Origin of the sequence: Planktothrix sp. FACHB-1365 (assembly GCF_014697575.1) — a bacterium.
GTDB lineage: Bacteria > Cyanobacteriota > Cyanobacteriia > Cyanobacteriales > Microcoleaceae > Planktothrix.
Genome location: NZ_JACJSC010000001.1, coordinates 571,084 through 595,092, shown reverse-complemented (window position 1 = coordinate 595,092; position 24,009 = coordinate 571,084). Strand labels below are relative to the sequence as shown.

The 24,009-nt window shown below is 37.9% G+C and carries 19 protein-coding genes; 9 read left to right on the top strand and 10 right to left on the bottom strand.

The genetic code is table 11. The features are described from left to right. Positions 1-159 precede the first annotated feature (159 nt). The gene (locus tag H6G57_RS02560) at positions 160-753 is read left to right on the top strand and encodes a DUF192 domain-containing protein (protein ID WP_242048845.1); all 594 of its coding nucleotides are present in this window, start codon (positions 160-162) and stop codon (positions 751-753) included. Between the two features lie 671 nt (positions 754-1,424). After that, the gene (locus H6G57_RS02555; RefSeq protein WP_072720499.1) at positions 1,425-1,640 is read left to right on the top strand and encodes a DUF2949 domain-containing protein; all 216 of its coding nucleotides are present in this window, start codon (positions 1,425-1,427) and stop codon (positions 1,638-1,640) included. An 81-nt stretch (positions 1,641-1,721) separates the two neighbouring features. Here the strand turns inward: H6G57_RS02555 and H6G57_RS02550 are convergent, their stop codons facing one another. The 7 genes from H6G57_RS02550 to H6G57_RS02520 form a co-directional block, all read right to left on the bottom strand. Then, positions 1,722-2,876, bottom strand: coding sequence for an alanine--glyoxylate aminotransferase family protein (locus H6G57_RS02550; protein ID WP_190515753.1), 1,155 nt, complete (start codon positions 2,874-2,876; stop codon positions 1,722-1,724). A gap of 561 nt (positions 2,877-3,437) precedes the next feature. Then, positions 3,438-3,692, bottom strand: coding sequence for a DUF5340 domain-containing protein (locus H6G57_RS02545; RefSeq protein ID WP_190515751.1), 255 nt, complete (start codon positions 3,690-3,692; stop codon positions 3,438-3,440). A 139-nt stretch (positions 3,693-3,831) separates the two neighbouring features. Beyond that, a complete protein-coding gene (gene trpC, locus H6G57_RS02540) occupies positions 3,832-4,719 on the bottom strand; it encodes an indole-3-glycerol phosphate synthase TrpC (RefSeq protein WP_190515749.1) in 888 nt (295 codons plus the stop codon). Positions 4,720-5,071: 352 nt separating this feature from the next. Then, positions 5,072-5,773, bottom strand: coding sequence for a Uma2 family endonuclease (locus tag H6G57_RS02535; protein WP_190515747.1), 702 nt, complete (start codon positions 5,771-5,773; stop codon positions 5,072-5,074). Positions 5,774-5,872: 99 nt separating this feature from the next. Next, the gene (locus tag H6G57_RS02530; RefSeq protein ID WP_190515746.1) at positions 5,873-6,853 is read right to left on the bottom strand and encodes an FkbM family methyltransferase; all 981 of its coding nucleotides are present in this window, start codon (positions 6,851-6,853) and stop codon (positions 5,873-5,875) included. 255 nt (positions 6,854-7,108) lie between these two features. Next, positions 7,109-8,044 carry a cysteine synthase A gene (gene cysK / locus H6G57_RS02525; RefSeq protein WP_190515744.1) on the bottom strand — a complete coding sequence of 312 codons (936 nt, stop codon included), beginning with the start codon at positions 8,042-8,044 and terminating at the stop codon, positions 7,109-7,111. A 59-nt stretch (positions 8,045-8,103) separates the two neighbouring features. Beyond that, positions 8,104-8,541, bottom strand: coding sequence for an Rrf2 family transcriptional regulator (locus H6G57_RS02520; protein WP_072717441.1), 438 nt, complete (start codon positions 8,539-8,541; stop codon positions 8,104-8,106). Positions 8,542-8,855: 314 nt separating this feature from the next. Here H6G57_RS02520 and H6G57_RS02515 point away from each other — a divergent pair, with 314 nt between their 5' ends. The 5 genes from H6G57_RS02515 (at position 8,856) to H6G57_RS02495 (ending at position 15,715) form a co-directional block, all read left to right on the top strand. Continuing rightward, on the top strand, positions 8,856-9,608 hold the full coding sequence (locus H6G57_RS02515) for a TIGR04255 family protein (protein WP_190515742.1): 753 nt from the start codon (positions 8,856-8,858) through the stop codon (positions 9,606-9,608). A 527-nt stretch (positions 9,609-10,135) separates the two neighbouring features. Continuing rightward, positions 10,136-12,271, top strand: coding sequence for a SpoIIE family protein phosphatase (locus tag H6G57_RS02510; protein WP_190515741.1), 2,136 nt, complete (start codon positions 10,136-10,138; stop codon positions 12,269-12,271). A gap of 164 nt (positions 12,272-12,435) precedes the next feature. Further along, positions 12,436-14,550 carry a SpoIIE family protein phosphatase gene (locus H6G57_RS02505; protein ID WP_190515739.1) on the top strand — a complete coding sequence of 705 codons (2,115 nt, stop codon included), beginning with the start codon at positions 12,436-12,438 and terminating at the stop codon, positions 14,548-14,550. A gap of 179 nt (positions 14,551-14,729) precedes the next feature. Further along, positions 14,730-15,323 (top strand): DUF6272 family protein, encoded by a 594-nt coding sequence (locus H6G57_RS02500; protein ID WP_190515737.1) that lies wholly within the window; start codon positions 14,730-14,732, stop codon positions 15,321-15,323. 38 nt (positions 15,324-15,361) lie between these two features. Beyond that, the gene (locus H6G57_RS02495; RefSeq protein WP_190515736.1) at positions 15,362-15,715 is read left to right on the top strand and encodes a hypothetical protein; all 354 of its coding nucleotides are present in this window, start codon (positions 15,362-15,364) and stop codon (positions 15,713-15,715) included. Positions 15,716-15,798: 83 nt separating this feature from the next. On the opposite strand, the gene H6G57_RS02490 is transcribed toward H6G57_RS02495, so the two are convergent. Next, positions 15,799-16,416 carry a LysE family translocator gene (locus H6G57_RS02490; protein ID WP_190515735.1) on the bottom strand — a complete coding sequence of 206 codons (618 nt, stop codon included), beginning with the start codon at positions 16,414-16,416 and terminating at the stop codon, positions 15,799-15,801. Between the two features lie 110 nt (positions 16,417-16,526). Between H6G57_RS02490 and H6G57_RS02485 the strand changes: the two genes are divergently transcribed. After that, positions 16,527-17,312, top strand: a complete 786-nt coding sequence (locus tag H6G57_RS02485) for an HAD-IIB family hydrolase (RefSeq protein ID WP_242048843.1) — start codon at positions 16,527-16,529, stop codon at positions 17,310-17,312. A 63-nt stretch (positions 17,313-17,375) separates the two neighbouring features. Then, positions 17,376-18,347, top strand: coding sequence for an NAD(P)H-dependent glycerol-3-phosphate dehydrogenase (locus H6G57_RS02480; RefSeq protein WP_190515734.1), 972 nt, complete (start codon positions 17,376-17,378; stop codon positions 18,345-18,347). A gap of 29 nt (positions 18,348-18,376) precedes the next feature. On the opposite strand, the gene H6G57_RS02475 is transcribed toward H6G57_RS02480, so the two are convergent. Both H6G57_RS02475 and H6G57_RS02470 read right to left on the bottom strand, forming a co-directional pair. Then, positions 18,377-19,654, bottom strand: a complete 1,278-nt coding sequence (locus H6G57_RS02475) for a sensor histidine kinase (protein ID WP_190515733.1) — start codon at positions 19,652-19,654, stop codon at positions 18,377-18,379. Positions 19,655-19,740: 86 nt separating this feature from the next. Beyond that, positions 19,741-23,811 carry a PAS domain S-box protein gene (locus tag H6G57_RS02470; RefSeq protein ID WP_190515732.1) on the bottom strand — a complete coding sequence of 1,357 codons (4,071 nt, stop codon included), beginning with the start codon at positions 23,809-23,811 and terminating at the stop codon, positions 19,741-19,743. Between the last annotated feature and the right edge of the window lie 198 nt (positions 23,812-24,009).

Genomic DNA, 24,009 nt, shown 5'->3' with positions numbered 1-24,009 from the left:
CTCATCCCCTTGTCCCCAGTCCCCCATCCCCTTGTCCCCTTGTCCCCTCCTCCCCCTGTTCCCTGTTCCCTCTTCCCTGTTCCCTCAAAAAAAAATACCAAAGTTGCCTAAGATGTTGTACAATCTTTTGTCGCTGATGATACGGATTTTTTGAGAGCGTTGAACATTCAACTGTTAGTGGGATTTGAGCAGGGTTTAATCTTGGCTTCTATCCCCACAGCCTTAGTCTCGATAGGTTTTGGGGTGGTTGGTATTCTATGGATTAGCTGTTCATCGCTGTTTTCATCGGTTTCAACAGCACAATTCTTGAGTTTAGGAACAGCCCTTTTTGATGTTCCTGCACAAGCCCAAAACAATCAGGGTCAAATGTTACCCATTACGGCTCAAGCGAAAATTGGGGGCGAAGTGATTCAGCTTGAAGTGGCTAAAACCCCCCAGCAACAAGCGTTAGGCTTAATGTATAGAACCGCTTTGGCTGATGATCGGGGAATGTTATTTCCCTTTGATCGACCTCGCGTTGTGGGATTTTGGATGAAAAACTGCAAAATTCCTCTGGATATGATTTTTCTTCGCAATGGGGTTGTTAAAGCGGTTCAGGTCAATGCTCCCCCTTGTCAGCAGGAACCTTGTCCCACTTATGGCCCTGATGTGGCGGTGGATCAGGTGATTGAACTGCGGGGGGGACGTTCTCAAGAATTGGGGATTAAAGTGGGCGATCGGATCGCGATCACCGTTGTAGATTCTCAGCAATAAGCCTTAAGTTTAAAAAACTTTACAAAAGTTCATGTAATTTGTTAAAACTTTAATGCTAAGGTCTACACAACAGTAGACAAATTTGCTAACCTGTCTACTCCAAACAACTGTTAAGCGTACCCGCAGTGAACCCTATACAGTTGATTCGTTCTTCTTAGGTGTGAGGAAACACTCATCAAGCCCAGGAAATTGTTCCACGACAATCTTGATCGGTTGTCAAGGCTAATCTTGAGTCAAGTTCGCTTCAGTGAGCGAGGTAGGGTTTAATAACGATGACACGGTGACTCTAAAGTTTAGAGTTCTGTGATTTCTCTCGTTTGACAGGGAAACTGTTCTGTCAGCAGACAGATTAATTTTAATAGCTGCACCTGTTCTACTGGTTAGTAATTCTTTGAGACAGCTAACCTGTGACAGAACAGAATGTGGCTAGTTCTCAATTGTGCGGAATTTTAATCGCAACTAATGTAGATGTGTGAGGAGAAAACTGAGGGAACAATTGTATAAAACTGCAATTGTTTTCAGACAACTTAACATCCCAAAATTAATGTTCTGAAGTTGGCAAACTCAGACTTTATAAACATCTCAATTTATAACAAAAGGCGATCAGCCTCGTTTATCAAAAAAATTTTTTAATCCCAAGATGGATTTTATATTAGGAGGTGAATGTTAAAATGACACCAATCAATTACTCTCGGTTTATTCGTTTTTTACAAGAAGATTTATCGCTTTCTCCTGACTCTATTGCGATGGCAGAACGAGCCAATCATCCGGCGGAATCTCAACATAAATATCCCGATGCTAGTCCGTTATCTATGACCCTGTGGCAATATGGTTTAGTCACATTGGAACAGTTAGATAAAATCTTCGACTGGTTAGAAACTGCCTAATTTAGGATGGGATATTGCTAATTTTAATAATTCCCAGAAGTATCGAGAAGGTGGGCTATGCCCACCCGACTCAATATTAAATTAGGATTCGGCTAACACACGAGCCGCCGCAGCCACTCCTGCACCAGGAGTAAACCCTTCATAACCGAGTTCCCGTAACGCAGCTTCTAGCGCCGCAATTGCTGTTAGAATATCGCGATCGCTAACAAATCCTAAATGACCAATACGGAAAATTTTACCCTTGAGGTGATCCTGTCCTCCGGCTAAAATAATATCGAATTTCTTCTTAACAACAGCCCGAACATCTTCAGCATTTAACCCTTCAGGAGGAGCAACAGCCGTAATGGCAGGACTGGCACATTCATCGGCTGCAAATAACGATAATCCTAATGCTTTAACGGCTTCCCGGCTAATTTTAGTTAACCGTTGATGACGGGCAAAAATATTCTCTAGCCCTTCTTTTTTCATCATTTGTAACGTGACTTGTAAGGCAAAAAACAAGTTCACCGGAGGGGTAAAAGGATTGGTATTTTTCTTAGCAGATTTGCGATATAAACCCAAATCTAAATAGTAGCGAGGAAGGTTAGCATTTTTATAAGCTTCCCAAGCTTTCTCACTGACCGAAACAAACCCTAAACCGGGGGGAATCATATACCCTTTTTGGGAACCAGAAGCAACAACATCAATCCCCCATTCATCGATGGGAAGATGCACCGCTCCTAAGCTAGTAACGGCATCTACAATCATTAATGCTCCATGAGCTTTAACATGGCGATTAATGGCTTCTAAATCGTTAATTACACCCGTTGAAGTTTCGCTGTGGGTGATAATAACGGCTTTGATTTCTTTGTTGGTATCTGCTTCTAATTTTGCCCGGAATTGTTCGGGGTCAAGGGGTTGTCCCCATTCAGCCGTAACGGTATCGACTTCTAACCCGTAGGCGGTGGCGACTTCGGCCCAACGTTCTCCAAATTTCCCATTACAACCGCATAACACCTTTTCCCCGCGACTGAGGAAATTAATAATTCCGGCTTCCATCGCCCCAGTGCCACTGGCCGTTAAAATCAGCACATCATTTTGGGTTTGGTGTAACCATTTCAGGTTCGCTGTCACTTCCTCCATGATTTTGCTAAAATCCCCACTACGGTGTCCGATGGGGTGTTTGGACAGAGCTAATAACGCCTGTTCAGGAACGGGGGTCGGCCCCGGAATCATCAACATTAATTTATCATCCATAGTCTATTTTCACTCTTTATAGGTTTGGTGTTCTGCGTGAGTCACAGAAGGAATATTGTCCCTCAAAATTGCAACTCAATTCTCAATTCTTAATTCTTAATTCAACCCTTTATCGAGAATTTGGGTCTAAAACCCCGTGCTTTGAGCATCGGCTTTGGATTAAGATAGAGAGGGTTGAAATCCCCAAGGTGGGCGGTTGTGAAGCGGCTTTTAGTCGGCACCCTCGAACCTGAAAACTCCTTGAGAGTAACAACAAGGGTAGCGAAAACCTTGTAAAACAGAGCTAGAGAATCAACCCATTCTCATGACCAGAAAACACATAATTTGGTTTGATCAATTAAGGTAGGGCGGGGCACGCCCGAACTCTAGGTGGTCACTGAGCTTAGTCGAAGTGTCGTATCCTAGTACGCTTTTGGAGATAGACCCTCTGGGGTTGCCGTAAGTCAGGCTCGTCAATGGGTGACTTTTCACGATTGAAAGGTTTGAGTATTGCTCGAAAGAGATACGGTGCTTAAAGGTCAGTCGCTGAATTAAGAATCTCGGCTTTACGCGCCGAGAGTGTCAACCCTCTGGTAAATTAATCTGTTCAGGATTAATTTCATTCAAAGACCAGCGATAGTCAACGGGAAGATTTGCTTGAATACAGCTTTGCTCTAATTGCTTGTGTAGGGCGACGGCTTTCCGTAAGGTAATAATCAATTGATCAACCTTCTCGTATTGAGAAGAGTTCCGTTTGACTGCAAACCTCGTTTTTCGTTCTAGAAATTGCAGGAGCAGTTCATAATGAACATAAGCAGGAAGAGGAATCGGTTCCATCAACTTTAACTAAATCTCCAGTAAACCAGACTGCATGATCGATTGAAAGATCGAGGGCTTCAATGGGGTTAAAAATTATCTCAGGATGAGAATATTCAACTCAGGAAACAGGATTTCACTGCCGTTTCCCTATAATACACTAAGAGGTAATCAGTTGATTTAAGGCAACACCTGGATCGGGTTGCTTCATGAAAGATTCCCCAATCAAAACGGCTCTCGCCCCGGCTTGGGTGACTAAATTGAGATCCTCACGGGTATGAAGTCCTGATTCACTCACCACTAAAATATCACGGGATTGGAATTGCGATTGTCGGGTTTGTAACAATTGGCAAGTGGTTTGTAAATCAACGGTAAAATTCTGTAAATCTCGGTTATTAATGCCGATTAAATTAACGCCATCTAAGCTTAAAACTCGATCTAATTCTTCGAGGGTATGGACTTCAATTAAAGCGGTCATTCCTAATACTTTTGCAATTTTGAGAAAATATTGTAAATCTTGATCGGAGAGAACCGCAGCAATGAGTAAAACTGCATCTGCTCCATGATATCGCGCTAAATAAATTTGATAAGGATAGATGACAAAATCTTTACAAAGTAAGGGTAAATCAACAACAGCCCGAACTTTTGCTAAATTTTCAAAGCTCCCTTGAAAGAATTTTTGATCGGTTAAAACTGATAAACAACTTGCGCCACCTTGTTGATAGGATTTTGCGATCGCAACGGGGTCAAAATCTTCTCGAATTACGCCTTTACTGGGGGAGGCTTTTTTAACTTCAGCGATGACCGCAGGTTGAGTTTGACTTTGTTTTAACGCTTGAAAAAAGTTACGAGGTGCAGAAATTGTATTGACTTTTTGCTTTAATTTTTCTAGGGGTAAACGTTCCCTTAAGTCGGTAATTTCTTTTTCTTTATACCAAACAATTTCTTCTAAAATATTCTGGGGTTCAGAGCCAGGGACAGCAACCTGATAACGTAAGTTTAAGACTTCAACCGTAGGATTAGGCGGACGACGACGAATAGAGACCATAGAAGTTGAGGAGGTTTATTGTTTAACTCGACTGTCTTAAATTATAACCCTAATTTAGTCAGTTTAAATCTTATATAAAAAGTACCGAAATCGTAGGGGCGAGGTCACCTCGCCCTGACACGGGAATATCTATCCATTTTTTAAAATTAATACTCCTGAAATTATGATTATACAATCTATTTGAACTTGCTATAGTCAGTCTCAATCAATTGTACAACTGTTTGGATTCTAAATTGATTGTTAGGGCGAGATTCCCTTTTGGTGCGTGCGCGTTGCTTACGCACCCTACGCTGGAATATAATTATTTTTTAGGATTCATCATTTTGATAAGATTAAATACTTTAATTTTATTCTAACTTTCGGGTAACTCTCCAAATTGTTCTCGATATTTTGCTAATAAAGCTTCGGCTTTTGCTAATGATGTTTCGGCTTCTGTTGCTGTTTCTTCGGGAGTGGGAAGAAGTTTACCTTCAGAAGTAAAAAAACGCAATTGAGAGTTATGAACGCCTAAAAATAATTCTAATTGTTGACTCCATAACCATCCTTGAGAGTTGGGTTCAAGGGGTTGGTATTGTCCATCCACTAAATGAAATCCTGCTAACTCTAAAGTTTCAGGGTCAAACCAAAAATAATCAAAGGTACGGAATGTATCTTGATACAGTTGTTTCTTGAAACCTTTATCAATTTCTGCGGTGGAGGGAGATAATAGTTCAATAATAATATTAGGATATTTCCCTTCTTCCCACACAACCCAACTTCGGCGAGGTTTGCGTTCTGTGTTCAAAACCACTAAAAAATCTGGCCCTCTAAAATGTTCTGATTTTTTTTGATTGGGGCTAAAATAAACAGTGAGATTACCTGCTGAAAAATAATCATTGCGCTCACGCCACCACCAGTCAAGGCATTTTAATAAAAGTATCAGTTGTTGTAAATGTAAGTAACTTTCCAATGCTGGTTCCTCACTCCACAAATTACCGGGTGGAAATATAATATCATCAAATTCCTCTTGTTCTGACGCTAGAAAGAGGGAAGGTTCGTTATAAATAATAGACATAGACTGTTTAACCGAATCACGATAGATATAGTTTAGCTTAAAATTAATTTAATAGCGTTATTTTTAAAAAAAATACGCCTATTAGCGAAATCAAGTTAATTAAGAGGGATGACTCTTTTTCAGTAATTTAGAAATAAAAGGAATCGATTCTATATTAAGATTTTTTATTTCTGGATGCTCTTGAATACTGTTAATGATTACATCCGTTAAATGATATTGAGGGTTATCTCCATAATTTAAAGTTAAATATCCTAAGAGTTCTAAAGCATAATCATAGAACATAAAAATATCAGCGATACAAGCCAATTTTAGAATATTATCAGGGGTTTTAAAACCTAAATTTTGATCCGGTCGAATTAAATCTCGAACATAAAACCCATCTGTCCATACTAATTGTCCGGGGTGTTGACGAGACATCAATGTAATTCCTTGACGACGACCATTCCATCGTTTTCCAAAGTCGAGGAGGGTAAACCCTTGATTTCTAAGATAAATATCAACTTCTGCAAATAACGATTGATTTTTATAGAGTTCTATAAATGAAACTTCCACTAATATCATTAAAATTTGATGTTCTAACAGTTGAGAACACCCTTCTAAAACGTTTAATTCTCCGCCTTGGACATCCAACTGAAGAAAATCAATTGATGTGGTTTTATCTTGAAAAAACTCATCTAGGGTTGTGGTTTTTACAGAAGTTGTAGAGATTAATTTATGACGTTCAGCATATTCATCTAAACGATTAATCACTAATTCATTGGGAGGATATAAGGAACTACATTCTGGATGTTGGGTTTGATATAAAGTTTGAGTTCCTGATGTATTCCAAACCGCTAAAGGAATATGGGTTTCTGTCCAGTTTATCTTTTTTTGTGCTAATTGTTGATTGCGGTCTTGACAAGCTTTTTCATCCGCATCAAAACCATAAATGGTTAAACCAGGGGCAAAAATTTCCCACCCTTGATGGGAATAATCAATATCAATAAATTCTTGAACCTGACGCGAACCTACAATACATAAAGTTAGGTCAATCTGATCTAAATAACCCGATTGTTTTAAATGTTTAACAAAGATAGACATAAGATAAAAATGATTTGTGCTCAAAACCTGTAGGGGGGGTGTCCTTCCCAACCCTCTTTTCACCTGTTTAAATTTGGGTAGGGAAAGCCTATCTCCGTAGGGGGGAAGTAGGGGGAGAGGAGAAGAGGGAAGAGGGGGAATGGTTAACATCTGTAAAGACGCACTTGGGGGAGTTGATACCGTAAGCCCCAAGCACGTCTAACGACTGATAACTGAGTACGGGCGGGGTAACCCCACCCCTACAACTGACAACACTCAACCTTCTTGAAATAAAGGTGTACTCAGGTAACGTTCGCCGAAACTGGGTTGAATCATCACAATCAGTTTGCCTTTATTTTCAGGGCGTTTACCGACTTCAACGGCAGCATATAATGCCGCCCCAGTGGAAATTCCTGATAAAATCCCTTCTTCTCGCGCCATGCGACGGCCAAAAATCATGGCATCCTCATCCCGAACTTGAATGACTTCATCAATGAGATCAACATTCAAAACGGGAGGAATGAACCCAGCCCCAATACCTTGAATTTTATGGGGCCCTGGTTTACCCCCGGATAAAATTGGACTATTGGCGGGTTCTACTGCAATAGCTTGAAAATTCGGTTTACGTTGTTTGAGGACTTCGGCTACTCCGGTTAATGTACCTCCGGTTCCCACCCCAGAAATGAGAATATCGACACAACCATCGGTATCCGTCCAAATTTCCTCGGCCGTTGTTTTGCGGTGAATTTGGGGGTTAGCCGGGTTGCGGAATTGTTGCAACATATAGGCATCGGGCAGAGTATCCACAATTTCCTGAGCCCTTCTAATACAACCACTCATCCCTTCAATACCGGGAGTCAGTTCGAGTTCTGCCCCATAGGCCTTTAACATCGCCCGACGTTCTGAACTCATGGTTTCCGGCATCGTTAAAATTAAACGATAGCCTCTAGCTGCGGCGACCATGGCCAGGGCAATTCCGGTATTCCCCGAGGTGGGTTCCACTAATACGGTTTTACCAGGGGTGATCACTCCTTCTTTTTCCGCGACATTAATCATATTCACCCCAATTCGATCTTTGACGGAAGAGGCGGGGTTCATCCCTTCTAATTTCACAACAATTTGAGCCACACATCCTTCCGCCTTGGGAATGCGGTTTAGTTGGACTAAAGGAGTGTGACCGACTAATTCAGTAATGTTATGAGCGATACGCATATTGAGACTCGAATAAAGAACAATGATACAAGCAGTCTGAGGAACTCATACCTAACCCTTCAGATGTAATACATAATATCCTTCTGTTGTCGGGCATCTCTTTGTTCACACAAGTCTTTTAAGGTGTATTTCTGTAACACAGAGTTAGCCATTTGCTCTGCTTCTTGCCAAAATTCCCAAATGATTGCACTTTCAACGGTATTGAGGCAAGAATTTTGAGGGGCTGCTTCGGGATCTGTTCCTTCTAAGCAGTTGACCACATCAAATAGAGTAATTTTCCCCGGTTCCTTGGCCAGATAATAGCCTCCTTTGGAGCCTCGTTGACTGCGAACAATACCACAGCGCCGCAAGGTTGCCAGCAATTGTTCGAGATAGCGATCAGGAATATTATGCTGGGCTGCAATTTGGCGAACCTGCCTGGGTTCAGGATCATCATAGTGAGTTGCCAATTCGATCAGGGCGAGAAGGGCATACTGACTTTTACAGGAGAGTTCCACGCAGAAATTATTTACAACGGTTTCACTTTTTTAGTATACCCCAGTTTTCCAGTAGGATTATAGAAGATTCGGGGTGACTGGTTTTCGTCCTGTAAAAATTGGGGTTTTGAGGTGAGAAGATGTTGATTAGCTAGATATTAAGTGACTATTCCTGTAGTCGTTAAGAAAGAGAATAGCCGATCTTGATCAATAGGTTTTGAGGTCATATAGTATAATAGAAGCGGAATGGTCTTTACCTAAAATAAACCATTGAGTTAAATTTTTCTTGGATTTATACGACAGTTTCACCATTCAAATCATCAATAGAAATTACAATGACTGTAGTTAAATTTACTAAACCACCACTTATAGAAGTTGCTTTTGCCATTGAGCTTGAGGAAGAACAGTTATCCTCCGTTCATGTCGGGCTTTACTGGCAAGAAATTAGGGATAGATTTCCCGATGCAACTGATCAAGAGCCGTTTTTAGAAAATAGCAATTTTTCGGGAAAGATGTTTCCCTTGCGGCGGACAGTTTTTATTTCTTCTAATAGTACCAAAATCATCCAGATACAGGAAAACTTTTTTTGCTATAACTGGAAGTATAAAAGCGAAGGTGAATATCCTCATTTTGAAAAAATATTTGATGATTTTTTGTACGAATGGAATCATTTCAATAACTGGTGGTTAGCCACTCAAAAAGAAAATTTAAAACTAGCAAACTATGAACTTACCTATGTCAATTTAATCGATGAAGAATTAGGATGGAAGAATCCCAATGATCACGCTAAAATCTTTACATTTGTTGGTTCTAATCCTAATACTATTCTAGGTTCACCGGATCTTCATGATATTCAGCTAATTTTTACATTGCCTGACGATGATGGTCAATTAGCAGTCCAGGTAGACCAGCGAATATCAGAGTCGGATGAAGATATCTCAAACATTCTATTTTTTAGGTTAACTACCAAAAGCTTCGATGCCAATAAAGATTATGTTAACTGGTTTAAGTTAGCCCATGAATATACAATCCAAACATTTTTAAATTTAACAACTGAAACTATTCAGAAAGAATGGGGACTCCAATGACAACTACAATCATATCAAGACATTTTAATGAGATAGAAACTGTATCTCAAAATTTTAAAAAATTAAAATCATTAAAGAATTCACATTGCTCTTTTAAGTTGAATAGTGATCATCCTTTGAAAAGGAGTAATTTCCGAAACTACCATTTAGAAAAATTTTTGCATCCACAGAAAAGCATATTCAATAAAAAATCATCTAAAATTTTATCTGGGAATGATCCAAATTTGCTAATTAGAGAATACTTCATTACCCAACCCAGTTTAAGGCCTAAATTGCGAAAGTTTACTGCTTTGTTTAAATCTGCTTAGAAAGGGAAGACAAGCTCAACGCTGTAAAAAGAAAACCACAACACTGATTCTGGACTATCAAGCAAGTCAACAGTGTAAAGCCGCAAATAGTAACTTTTTAAAATGTAGGTGCGAAGACTTACCAGAAATCAGTGTAACATAGAATAACAGTCCTTTAAAACTAACCCGTATAAAAATATTTTTCCAGATTAATATTGCTAATAAATTGAATGTTTTCCTATGATTTTTAGTTTAAAAACTTATTCCCGGTTTCAACCTTTACGGAGAATTCGATTAAAAACCGCGTTGGTTTTTCCCTTTATCTTACAAATTACAGCCGCTGTTGGATTAGTGGGTTATTTTTCCTTTAAAAATGGTCAACAAGCGGTTGAGGATTTAGCACAACAGTTAATTCAAAGTGTCAGTGTTCGGATTGAAAATCATGTTTTAAACTATTTTAATAAATCCTTTCAAATTTTGCGAGTTACCCATGATAGTGTAGAAGCTGGAACATTTAATTTGAATAATATTGAAGGATTAAAGCAATATTTTTTTCAAGTCGTCTTAGAAGGAGATTTAGAAAGTTATTTTTTATATGGAAATGAACAGGGAGAGTTTGTTGGGGTTGAACATTTAGAAAATAGTGAAATTCAACTCAAAATCCGCACCATTGACACTGAACCCATCCGTGATGTTTTTCTTTTAGATCAACAGGGAAACCGGGTCAAATTGTTAAAACAAGCCGAATATGATCCCCGTCAGCGTCCTTGGTATCAACAAGCAAAACAAGCTCAAAAACCAGTTTGGACTTCTATTTACCCTTTCTTTTCTCGTCGAAATACAGACACGGCTTTAGGAATGTCGGCGGTTTGGCCCGTATTTGATCCAGAGCAAAACTTACAGGGCGTTTTATGTATTAATATTACCTTATTAAGAATTACAGAATTTTTAAAACATCTTTATATTAGTCCTCGTGGACAAAGTTTTATTATTGAACGTTCGGGGGAGTTAGTTGTTAGTTCTAAAATTGAAAAACCTTTTAAACTTGAATGGCAAGGAGAAGAGGCTATCATTGAACGAATTCTTGCTAGTCAAAGTACAGATTCAACGATTCGGAATACGGCTAATGCCTTTTTAAAACGGTTTGGTAGTTTTAAGGCCATTCAAAATAATGAACAAGTTAAATTTCAGCAAAAGGGGAGTTGGTATTATGCTCAAATTTTACCCATTCGAGATGGAAAAGGCATCGATTGGTTAGTGGTGGTGGTTGTTCCTGAAGCCGATTTTATGGCACGAATTCAACAAAATAATCGCATGACGATTGGGTTATGTTTAATCGCCTTGGGAGTCGCTACAGGAATGGGACTTTTAACGGCCCGTTGGATTACAAAACCTATTTTGAAAATTAATCGAGCTTCCCATAAACTAGCAGAAGGAGAATTAACTCAAAATCTGGAAATTACAGGAATTCAAGAATTAAAAACTTTGGCAAATTCTTTTAATTCGATGGCTGAACAATTGAAAGAATCCTTTGATATCTTAGAAGAAAAAGTCGAAGAGCGTACCCAACAATTAGCCGAAGCGAATCAAGAAATTAGTTCCTTAAATGTGCGACTCAAAGCCGAAAATTTACGCATGAGTGCAGAACTTGATATCCTCCGAGAAATGCAGCAATTAATTCTTCCCAAACCCCAGGAATTAGCCGAAATTCAAGACTTAGAAATCGTCGGATATATGAAACCTGCCGATGAAGTGGGGGGTGATTATTATGATATTTTATATACAAATGGAATTGTTACGATTGGCATTGGAGATGTTACGGGTCATGGGTTAGAAAGCGGAATTTTAATGGTGATGATTCAAGCAGCCGTTCGGACATTAAAAGAAGTACAAGAGCATGATAGTGTTATCTTTTTAAATACTTTAAATCGAATGATTTATTATAATGTTCAACGGATGAATTCTGATAAAAATCTAACTTTAGCTATTTTAAATTATTCTGAAGGTTTATTAAGTATCAGTGGGCAACATGAGGAAATTTTAATTGTTCGTCAAAGCGGTAATGTTGAACGAGTTAATACAATGGATTTAGGACTACCCATTGGCTTAGATGAAGATATTACTCAATTTATTAGCCATACTTTAATTGTCTTAAATTCTGGGGATGGAGTTGTTTTGTATACTGATGGGATTACCGAAGCCCAAAATAACCGGAAAAAATTCTATGGAGTGGAACAACTTTGTAACATTATTAGTCAAAACTGGCATCAAACCGCAGAAGTCATAAAAAATGCTGTAATTGATGATGTACAGTCATTTATGGGTCAAGAAAAACAATTTGATGATATGACATTATTAGTGATTAAAAAAAAATAACAAGGGGAGAAAGAGAATAAGAAATTGTTAAGCTGAATATCCTGTCCGGGATATCGGTCAAGAATAGGGTATTTGTTAAAGACTCGTTGTTGTATTTTAATGTAAGAGAGGGTGCAAAAGCACAACAACGGATTACTTATAATTCCTCTTTGAGGATAAAGTCCATGTTAAATCAATTTTTCCATCAAGGGATTTATTCTAGCTTTAAAAATATTTCTCTGAGAAATCTTCTTATTTTTCCCTTTGTCTTGCAAATTTTTACCGCCGTTGGATTAGTGGGGTGGTTATCCTTTGAAAATGGACAAAAATCTGTTAATAATTTAGCGAATAAACTTCAAAATGAGGTCAGTCAACGGATTATTCAACAGTTAAATTATTATTTAACAGCACCGACTCAAGTTAATGAAGTTAATTTTAATTTAGTTCAGTTAGGTTTACTAAATTTTCAAGATTTAGACAGCATCCGTCGCCATTTTTGGAAGCAGATGAAAGTGTATCCTTATCTCAGTTATTTTAATTTAGGGACTGTAGATGGATTATTTTTAGGAGTGGGTCGAGAAGATGATGGCACACTCTATATGGAATTAATGAACCCAACAGATAAAAATTATTATAAACGTTATGCTTTAGATGATCATGGTGATCCCACAACCCTTCTCGCCGTTGAAAAATATCCTTATCAAGATGATGAATGGTATAGTAATGCGGTCGCAGCAGGTAAACCGATTTGGACTGAAATTTATCAATGGGATGATCGCCCGGACGTGATTTCGATTGCTTCGAGTTATCCGATCTATAATCAACAAAATAAATTAGTCGGTGTGATTGCAATTGATTTAATTTTAACTCAAATTAGTAATTTTTTAAAGCATTTATATATTAGTTCCTCTAGTAAGATTTTTATTGTGGAACGCAATGGTTTAATTGTCGCTAGTTCTAGTTCTGAAAAACCCTATTTAAACGTTGAGGGTGCTTCTCAAAGACTGAGTGCGTTTCAAAGCCGTGATCCGTTAATTCGTGCGTCGAGTCAATATCTCATACAACGGTTTAATCATCTCAGCGAAATTCATAAAAAACAAGCCTTAAGTTTTAAATCAAACGGTGAAACAAATTTTCTCTGGGTTACTCCTTGGCAAGATCACTTAGGCTTAAATTGGCTGATTGTGATTACTATTCCTGAGTCAGATTTTATGGGAGAAATTAATGCCAATACTCGGAAAACAATTTTATTATGTTTAATTGCTTTGGTGATCGCAACAACAATGGGGATTTTAATTGCTCGTTGGATTACTGAACCCATTCTACGATTAAATCGAGCTTCTCAGAAAATCACAACCGGAGATTTGGATCAAACTGTTAAAGTCACCCGCATTATTGAACTTGCCGAATTGGGTAAATCTTTTAATCAAATGGCAAATCAAATCCATGATTCTTTTGAAACTTTAGAACAAAAAGTCATAGAAAGAACAGCAGAATTAGCAGATGCCCATGCTAAAATTTTAGCGTTAAATCAACAATTAAAAGCCGATAACTCTCGCATGAGTGGGGAGTTAGATTTGTTGCGACAAATGCAGCAATTGATTCTCCCTAAAGCAGAAGAATTAGCTTTAATTGAAGGGCTAGATATTGCAGTATATATGGAACCTGCCCATGAAATGGGAGGAGATTATTATGATATTTTATATACTGATGGCGTTGTTACGATTGGCATTGGAGATGTGACGGGTCATGGCTTAGAAAGTGGTATTTTAATGGTGATGACTCAAGCGGCTGTTCGGATTCTTAAGGAAGTTCAAGAGTCTGATCCAGTTCGGTTTTTAAATATTTTGAATCGTGCCATGTATCGAAATGTTCAACGAATGAATTCTGATAAAAATCTGACCTTAGCAATTTTAAATTATCAGAATGGTCATTTAAACATTAGTGGCCAACATGAGGAAATCTTAATTGTCCGTCAAGGAGGAAACGTTGAGCGAATTGATACCATTGATTTAGGTTTACCCATTGGTTTAGATGAAGATATTTCAGAATTTATTAATCAAATTGAGGTCGAATTAAAGAGAGGAGATTTTATTGTGCTTTATACTGATGGAATTACAGAAGCTAGAAATATGCAAAAATCCCAATATAGCTTGGAAAGACTGTGTAACGTTATCAGTGAAAATTGGCATGATCAAGCTGAGGAGATTAAGGAAGCGGTGATTTCTGATATTAAGGCATTCAGGGGACATCAAAAACAGTTTGATGATATTACCCTATTAATTTTAAAACAACGCTAGGGGAGGGAGATTCAGATTGATACGAACAAAATAAATCAGAGCTTGGATCAAAAAAAATTTGATAATTTTGTACCCTTGAGTTAAGATTTTGTTAATTTTGTGATTTTTGAACAGAATTAGCCTAAAATATAAAGGCTATTATTGAATAACCCAGTGATTTTCCCCCAGGTCAAGTGATTATGGCGCAAATTTTTGGAGAGTTTTTACATCAATTTCCTCCTGATCATGATTCTTTGGAGTTGACATTCACGCCAACATCCCGACCGATTAAACAACGCTGGCGAAATAATCTTTTATCGGCTCATTTTGTAGCAGATTATTTTTCAACTTTTTTACCCTTAGATGCTGATAACCCCAGCCGAGAAAAACGGATTAAACAGGGGAAAGGAGCCGTTAGTTATGTGGCAAATGAATTGTTAGAAAATGCCATGAAATTTAATAATGAAAACGTAAAATCTAAAATTAGATTTGGAATCCATTTTATTGAAGAAAGCCAAACGGTAACGGCTGCTATTTTTGCGACCAATTCAATTACCGCAGAAGGAACAGAAAAGTTTCAATCCTTTATTCAAGAATTACTCACCGAAGATCCCAATGAGTTGTATATTCGTCAAGTTGAACAAAGTGTAGAGGATGAAAATAATAATGCTTCAGGTTTAGGCTTATTAACGATGATCAATGATTATCAAGCTCAACTGGGTTGGAAATTTGAACACATTTCCGAACAACCCAAAATTATTTTAGTAACAACGATGGCTCAAGTAACCGTGTAAAATTGAGTTATTTTCAAAGCTAGAGAGAGGTAGCAACAATGGTAGTACAGGAAATTAAAGGTGAAGACCATATTGTTCAATATGATCCTGAATCTGTGATGATTTGTTTTCAAGGAGAATTGAGTTTAGGGGGGCCAGTGGAATATGAACCGATTAAAAAATTATTAGAACAAGTTACAGCAACGGAACCTCCATTGATGACCTTAGATTTAAGAAATTTATCGTTTTTAAATAGTTCTGGAATTAGTTTGTTATCGAAATTTGTCATGGGATTGCGAAAAAAACCTCAAATTCAATTAGTTATTTTAGGCTCTAAAGAAGTGGCATGGCAAGATAAATCTTTGCAAAATTTAAAAAAGTTTTTACCCAGTTTGGAGTTGAATGTTGAATAATTTTCAATTTTAAGTCAAGCGAATAACTAGGTTTCGCTCAATATTGATTGTTTTAACAAAATGAATGTTAGAATTAATAACTTTTAATCCCCTATTACTAAGCTAAATAATGCTCCTAACCCAAAGCCAAAAATCAGAATTCCTGACATCCGGTTTACCCATTGCAGGGTATCCGCACTGATTTTATCACGGAATAAACTGACCCCACTGACTAAGATCAACCACCACAATGCTGACCCTAAAAATACCCCTAAAACCAAGATCCCAGCATCTCCATAATTATTGCTGCTTCCTAATCCTAATCCGGCAAAAATAGCAACAAAGGATAAAATTGTCATGGGATTTGTCACCGTTAGGAAAAAGGTGGAAGCGTAGGCACTCACCACTTTTCCTGATGGATTTGCGGCATCTTGGGCTGGTTTTGCCAAGGCTGTTTTTAAGCCTAAATAACATAAAAATAAGCCCCCTATTAATTTTAAAATTATTTGTTGACTGACTAAAATATTAGAGATGATGGTTAATCCAAATCCTGCAATAAACCCATAGAAAGCATCCGCACTAGCCGCGCCTAAGCCCGTAAAAAATCCTACCCAATGTCCATCGGATAAGGAACGACGAATACATAAAATCCCAATGGGCCCCACAGGAGCCGCAATGGAAAAACCAATGATTAAACCCTTAACTAAAAACCGAATATCCATAATTAATTCCAAAACTGTAATAACCTTTAAAAGCTTACCACTGTAGGGAGGTGTTCAGCCCTTAAGGGTGTACTAAGCTTTTAAGCATTTTAGGGCTTACTGTTGTCTCGATGTTTTATGATGAAATAGAAAAGTTAAAAGTCACTCAAAACCAAACCATGATTCAGAATAACACTTTAGTTTTAGCAACGGATTTAGATGGTACATTTTTAGGGGGTTCTCCAGAGGAAAGACAAAAATTTTATGACTATTTGGAGGAAAATCGCCATCGCTTATTATTAATCTTTGTCACGGGTCGAAGTTTAGAATTTACCCTGCGTTTATATGATGAAAAAAGCATAAAGATGCCACGACCCGATTATTTGATTGGAGATGTGGGCACAACGGTTTATGAAGGAAAAAGCTTAACTCCTGTAGCAGAAGTGCAAAATTGGATTGCGGATCTTTGGGGAAATGCCAGCGAATTTGCTCACCAACTTTTAACGGATGAACCTGGATTAACTTTACAACCAATTTTTGCCGAATATCGAGTTTCTTATTATTATAAACCCGATGAAAATCAAGAACGAATTGTTAAAAAAATTCACGATGCGGGATTTCAATGTATTACCTCTGCGGATAAATATTTAGATATTTTGCCCCCCGGTGTTGCCAAAGGTTCAACCTTGCTTAAATTAATGGATGTGTTAAAAGTACATCCCCAACAAGTGATTACATCAGGAGATTCCTTAAACGATTTACCCTTATTTGAAACCGGACTAAAAAGTATTGCTGTAGGAAACTCAGAATTAAAATTAGTCGAAAAAATTAAAAATTTAAAGAATGTTTATTACAGTGAATTTCCAGGAGTCGCTGGAATTTGGGATGGAATTCAATATTACGGAAAAACCTTCTAAACTTTGATTGAGTTTAAGTGAATTAGTCTTTCAACCCTAATGTTTTCTATTTCCTAACATTATATGACCCAAGATTCTACTTCCCTGTCTCATCCCCCTGTGCCTCATCAACCCTTAAAATTAGCCATTTTAGGTGCGGGAGCTTGGGGTTCAGCCTTAGCACAATTAGCCCGTTATAATGGGCATACAGTTAACCTTTGGTCACGCCGTTTCGGGAATTCCTTAGAAGAAAGTATTAACGCCGTTGATGTCTTAGTTTCTGCCATTTCCATGAGAGGAGTAGCCGTAACAGCCCAACAGCTTCAAACCTTAAAATTGCCCAAAAAAATTCCCATTGTTACCGCCACAAAAGGCTTAGATCCTGATAGCACTCGCACGCCGTCTCAACTGTGGGAAACTTTGTTTCCTCAACACCCAATTGTTGTTTTATCGGGGCCGAATTTATCGGCTGAAATTGAACAAGGTTTACCCGCCGCCACGGTGGTAGCCAGTGAAAATTTAGAAGCCGCAAAGATTGTCCAAATGGTGTTTGCTTCTAATCGATTTCGGGTGTATACCAGTTCCGATCCCATGGGAACAGAATTAGGAGGAACCTTAAAAAATGTAATTGCGATCGCGGCGGGAGTTTGTGATGGATTAAAGTTAGGAACGAATGCTAAATCTGCATTACTAACTCGTGCTTTAACCGAAATTATTAGAATTGGAACCCATTTAGGGGGAAAAACAGAAACGTTTTTTGGGTTATCCGGTTTAGGCGATATGTTAACCACTTGTAATAGTGCTTTAAGCCGTAATTATCGCGTCGGCTATGGATTAGCTGAAGGTAAATCTTTAGAACAAGTTTTAACTGAATTAGGAAGTACCGCAGAAGGAGTTAATACTACCAATGTTTTAATTGAAATTGCCCATCGAGAACGGATTCCTGTGCCGATTTCCTGGCAAGTTTATCAGCTTTTAAATCATCAAATCACCCCTCAAAAAGCGGTTGAAGCTTTAATGGAACGGGATTTAAAACCGGAATTTTATGATCGCTAGAAAATTAGGAAGCGGAATTGAGTAAACAGTCAAGATTGAAGAGCCGGAATTTCCAAAATAAACTCGGTTCCTTTTCCCACTTCCGAATGAAATTTAAAGGTTCCCCCGTGTTTTTCAACTACAATTTGATAGGCAATACTCAGACCTAATCCGGTTCCTGAACCGACGGGTTTTGTTGTAAAAAAGGGATCAACAATTTGGGGACGAATTTCTTTTGGAATTCCGATGCCATTATCTTGAATCCGAATTCTAATCGCCTGGGTTAAACTTTGATGAGGATTAGAAAAGACACAGGTTTCAGTTTTAATCCAAATTTTTGGTTCCAGAATAGGATGTTGTTTTTGGTGTTGGGCGATCGCATCAATAGCATTATTTAATAAATTCATAAATACCTGATTTAAGTGGCTAGGATAACAAATAATGGGCGGTATTTTCCCATATAATTTAATCACTTGAATTGGATGTTTGGGGTTTTGATTTAGACGACTTTGCAAAATCAATAAAGTATTATCAATTCCTTCATGAATATTAGCTAATTTTTTCTCCGATTCATCCAACCGGGAAAAGTTTCTCAAAGATTGAATAATATTACTAATTCGTTCGGTTCCCTGTTCCATTGACTTCAGAACTTGAGGTAAATCATCCATAATATACTCAACCTCCATCTCTTTCAGTTTCGTCTGAATTTCTGGTTGAGGCTGAGGATAAACTTTTTGATACAGATGAATCACCTCTAACAAATTGTGAGTATATTCGGCAACATAATCCAAATTTCCTCGAATAAACGTGACCGGATTATTAATTTCATGGGCAATTCCCGCCACAAACTGAACTAAACTCAACATTTTTTCATGCTGAACTAATTGAACTTGAGCTTGTTGTAAATTCGATAACGCTTGACTTAACTGTTGATTGGTTTTTAACAACGCTTGATTCAAATTTTGAATTCTTAATCCTGATCGAACTCGCGCTAAAATTTCATCAATTTCAATGGGTTTAGAAATAAAATCATCAGCCCCTGAATCTAACCCCGTAATGCGATCTATACTATTTTCTTTAGCCGTCAATAAAATAAAAAAGGCAGAACTCAGATCCGGATCAGCTTTCAACGTTTTGCACACTTCTAACCCATCAACTTTAGGCATCATCCAATCACAAATGACTAAATTCGGATGGTATTTCTGAGCTAAACCCAGGGCGATTTCTCCATCCTCAGCCGTATACACTTGATGTCCTTGTTCTTCTAGGGCGTGTTGCAGAATCAATTGCGTAGTAATATCATCATCTGCGACCAAAATCTGTGCCATAAATCAGAAGTAAAAATGGGATAGAGCGTTTCAATTGATTTCGGTAAGAAAGAAAGGCAATCTCAGAGGTTTAACCAGGAAGAACTTTAGGAAAGATGGGTTTGGATAAAGACAATCGCCTCTGTTAATTGGGTTTCCATTATATTAACTAATTCCTGGCAACCTTCTAAGGTCTTTTGACGGGCTTTTTGTTCTAAATTAGAAGCTAAAGCCGGAAAATTTCGCATTCCTACATTTCCACTGGAACCTTTTAAACGATGGGCACAAGTCACCAAGGTTTCATAATCTTCGATGAGGAGAGCTTCTCGAATCATTTTTAAATCAATTTTGGCATTATCAATAAACAGTTGTAAAAGTTTTTGTTGAAACTCTAGTTTCCCCCGTGAAATGGTTTGTAATCGTTTTAAATCAAAAGGAATTAAACTTTGATCTTCAGTTTGATTATTCTCAGACACCAAGGGTTGCTCTTCAGGGGGTTGAGCTACAACTACTTGAGATTTTGGGGGTTGGGGCGTCACTTCGCGCCAGACCCATTGCTGTTGAGTGGCCCAATGGCGCAATACCGCCTCTAATTCCTCCTGTTCAACGGGTTTGCTAATATAGTCATCCATACCCACCGCTAAACATTTCTGGCGGTCAACGGGTAAGGCATGGGCCGTTAACGCAATCACAATCGTATGTTGATTCGGTGTTTCTCGTTCTCGGCGTCGAAGTTCTTGAGTTGTGGCATAGCCATCTAAGATTGGCATTTGACAGTCCATAAAAACGACATCATAATGAGTCGATTCTAAGCGTTTTAAAGCTTGTTCGCCATTATCTGCAACATCGGCTTCACACCCTAACAAACTTAACTGATTCAAAATCACTTGTTGATTAATCGGATGATCTTCAACTAATAAAATTTTAAGATTAAATTGGGGTGTTGAAGCTAAAGATGACTCCTCTGGGGAAGGTTGAGATCGACGTTCTTCTAACAGACAAGCAATTTCCGTAGCCAGCGCCGTTAATAAGGCATCAAATAATCGAGAAGCCCGCAAAGGTTTCATCACATAACTCGAGAAACCCCACTCTAATAATTCCTCCGTCTCAGCCAATTGATTCATCGAAGTCATTAAAATTAACTTAGTGGTCAACAAACGGGGGTCATTTTGAATCACTTCTATAAACCGTTCTCCTCTACTCAGAATTAACTGTTGATCAAACACAGCAAAATCATAGGGTTGACGACATCGTGCCGCCGACCGTAACCGTACTAATGCTTGATCAGGATGGTAGGCTTCATCAGCTTGCATTCCCCAGGAACAGGCGAAGGTTCGGACTGATTGACACACCGTTGCACTGGGGTCTACAACTAATAATTTTAAATGGGAAAGGGTTTTAGGTAAATCCGATTTTTCTCGAATAACTGGGGGTTTAAATTGAACGGTAAACCAGAAGGTTGAGCCTTGTCCGGGTTGACTTTCTACTCCAATTTCACCTCCCATTAAAGTTACTAATTGTTTACAAATCACTAAACCTAAACCCGTCCCTCCAAATTGTCGCGTTGTTGAGGCATCGACTTGAGAAAAGGCTTCAAATAATCTCTTATGACCTTCTGGGGGAATGCCAATTCCGGTATCTTTGACGCTAAAGTACAATTTGATTTTATCATCAGAAGCTGGAATTTCTTTGACTTGTAAAACCACTTCTCCTTCAGAGGTAAATTTGAGGGCATTTCCGATTAAATTCAGTAACACTTGTTTTAAACGGCTGGGATCTCCGCAGAGGTGGCGACAGACATCGGGTTCAATTAAAACTGCTAATTCTAAGCTTTTTTCTTCTGCTTGGGTTGCTAATAAATCTAAGATTGTTTCTATACACTCTTCTAAATTAAAGTCTAATTCTTCTAAAACCATTTCATTGGCTTCTAATTTAGAAAAATCTAAAATATCGTTAATAATAGTTAACAGATGATTAGCACTGGTACGAATAGCCCGGACAAAATCTTTTTGTTTTGGGCTTAGATCACTTTTCATTAACAATCCTGCCATCCCCATTACCCCATTCATTGGCGTGCGAATTTCATGGCTCATATTCGCAATAAATTGAGATTTCAGACGAACGGTTTCTAAAGCAGATTCTCTGCCTTTAACTAACTCATCAATGGGGTAAGTGGCAATAAAAATCCCGCCAATTTCTGTTTCATTAATATGCCAAGGATGAATCGCCCAACGCACATATCCTTCTATTCCATCGGGATAGTTCATTTTATCTTCTGGACAAGATAGCACTTCTCCGGCAAAGGCTCGATGATAAATATTTAACCAATAGTCTGGTAAATTGGGAAAGATATTGAGATGGCTTAAGCCAATTAAAGATTCTTCCGATAAATGATAATCTTTTAACCATTGTTGACTATGGGCAATATACCTAAATTCCCGATCTAACATGGCAACAGCAAAGGGTGCATCGGTGATAATTTGCTGCATTTGTTTGCGTTCTGTGAGTAAGGAATTGGCATATAAACGTTTATGGGTAACATCCCGTTGTACCGAAACAAAATGGGTAATTTCTTTCTCGGAATTAGTCACCGGAGAAATACTCATTTCTACCCAATATTTTGACCCATCTTTGTGATAGTTAATTAGTTCTGTTTGTACGGGGTTTAATTTCTTTAAACTTTCCCGAATTTGAGCCAATTGATCACGATCAGTTTCTGGCCCTTGTAAACAGCGTGGACTCTGACCAATCATTTCTTCGGCGCTATATCCGGTTAAACGGGTGAAGGCTTCATTAACATAAATAATTTTAGGCCCTGGTCGGGTCAAAGGGTCGGCTTCTGTGATTACAATGGCATCATTAGCCCGATTAACCGCCGATTCAAATAACCTCAGTTTTTCTTCAATTCGTTTTCGGTCGGTAATATCGGTGGAAATACTACATAATCCATCGGGAGTTCCATCGCTTCCTAATAAAGGAAATTTAATCGATAAAAAGGTACGATATTGATGAACACAGGGAATTTTTTCTTCTAATTTAACGGCTTTTCCTTCCGTTAAAACCTGTTGTTCAATCAAGTTTAACTGTTGGGCTGCTTCCGGGGTAAATACATCAAAATTAGTTTGGTTTAAAACTTGACTACTGCAACAGTTAAATAAGGTTTCAAATTTGCGATTAACGAGGGTAAAACGTCCTTGATTATCTTTGGCATAAATCACGGTTGGGGTATTTTCTAAGATTAATTGTAACTGCGTTTGACTGTGGCGTAATGCCATTTCAATTTGGTTATATTCCTGGACGACAATTTGTAATTGTTCAATGGTCTTTTGTAACTCGCTTGTGCGTTCCTCGACCCGTTTTTCCAATGTTGATTTTTCCTGTTCTAGGGCGATTTGAGCTTGCTTTTGCGCTGTAATATCATACATAGCAACAACAGCCCCTAACTTTTCTCCTTGGGGATTAAAAAAAGCCTGTCCATTCGCTAAAATAATTCGAGGTTGTTCATTTTCTGGATGAATGACCATTTCGGCATTTTCAACTATTTCCCCTTGTAAGGCTCGAAATAAAGGAATTTCATCCACAGCCATTAAAGTTTGTCCATCGGATTGATATAAACTATAATATTCTGCCCAATTTTCCAGGTTTATATCGGTTTCTGTAAGTCCATGAAAATTTTGACTGGCTTGGTTAAAGAGAATCAGTTTTCCTGAGTTATCACAAACCACAATTCCTTCACACAACTGATCGAGTAAAGCACTGAGAAAGTCTTTTTCTTGTTGTAATTTATCTTTTGCATTTTGACGTTCTAAAAGGCAATTATTTAATTGTCGATTAATATCTTGTAATTCCAGAAAATCAGGAATTTTTAAAGCTAGGGGAAAAATTTTACACAACAAAACAAAATCATAGGTTGCCATTCCTAAGATAAAAACTTTAATTCCTAATAAAAATAGAGGGAAATTCTCACTGATAGTTTGATGATCAATACTATTAATAAGTCCGTTTAAAACCAGGAATGTCCCTAACAAAAAAAAAGTTCCTCGAAAGGGCAAATTTTGGCGATTCCTAATTAAATTGATAACCAGAAGGGAAAGAATGACTTGAAAGGCATTGAGCAAATGATCTGCTAACTTTAGCAGCCCTATGATTTCAGAATTCCCCCAGTAAAAAGTATCCATACATTAAAAAATTTTTTAAATTAAAATGATTTCAACTCAAAAAATAAGAACCTTTTAAAAAACAGCTTTTTTGCAACACTAAATGGAAGAAAAAACCTACAGCTTATTGGTTTTGTATAACTTTGTCTATGATTCTATCTTTACTAATATGAAAAAAAATTGATTAAAAGTACATCTGTCTTAAGAAAGAAATTATTA